1 protein-coding gene and 1 pseudogene are annotated in these 800 nt (G+C 42.9%); both read left to right on the top strand.

The annotated features are described in order from the left end of the window. Positions 1-348: pseudogene (rplM, locus tag D0Z60_RS11460) on the top strand (50S ribosomal protein L13); the annotation flags it as partial. Between the two features lie 16 nt (positions 349-364). Beyond that, on the top strand, positions 365-800 hold a 436-nt coding region (gene rpsI / locus D0Z60_RS11455; RefSeq protein WP_476712801.1), incomplete at its 3' end, for a 30S ribosomal protein S9.

The raw sequence follows: 800 nt of genomic DNA, 5'->3' as shown, positions 1-800 counted from the left end.
GTTTAGCTACTGAATTAGCACGCCGTTTACGCGGTAAACATAAAGCTGAATATACTCCGCACGTAGATACAGGTGATTACATCATCGTTCAATGCAGAGAAAGTAGCGGTAACTGGCAAAAAAGAAACCGATAAAATCTACTACTGGCACACTGGCTACGTAGGTGGCATCAAAGATGCAACCTTCAAAGAAATGATTGCACGCCGTCCGGAAGCAGTGATCGAGATCGCAGTTAAAGGTATGTTACCAAAAGGTCCTTTAGGCCGTGAAATGTTCCGTAAATTAAAAGTTTACGCAGGTAACGAACACAACCACGCTGCACAACAACCACAAGTTTTAGACATCTAATCACGGAGCATCGAAAATGACAGCAGCAAATCAAAACTACGGCACAGGTCGCCGCAAAAGCTCTTCAGCTCGTGTATTTATCAAACCGGGCAATGGTAACATTACCATTAACCAACGTTCTTTAGACGTTTACTTCGGTCGTGAAACTTCACGCATGGTAGTTCGTCAGCCGTTAGAATTAGTTGAGTTATTAGATAAATTAGATTTATACATCACTGTTAAAGGTGGTGGTATTTCTGGTCAAGCAGGTGCGATCCGTCACGGTATCACACGTGCATTAATGGAATACGACGAAACTTTACGCCCTGCATTACGTGCAGCTGGCTTCGTTACACGTGACGCACGTCGCGTTGAACGTAAAAAAAGTGGGTTTACACAAAGCACGTCGTCGTCCACAATACTCAAAACGTTAATTTCGAGTATTATCGATATACGAAAGTATTATCAGCAGA

Source organism: Sphingomonas mesophila, from assembly GCF_003499275.1.
Classification (GTDB): domain Bacteria; phylum Pseudomonadota; class Alphaproteobacteria; order Sphingomonadales; family Sphingomonadaceae; genus Sphingomicrobium; species Sphingomicrobium mesophilum.
The sequence above is the reverse complement of the archived record's forward strand: the minus strand, read 5'-3'. Positions and strand labels throughout refer to the sequence as shown.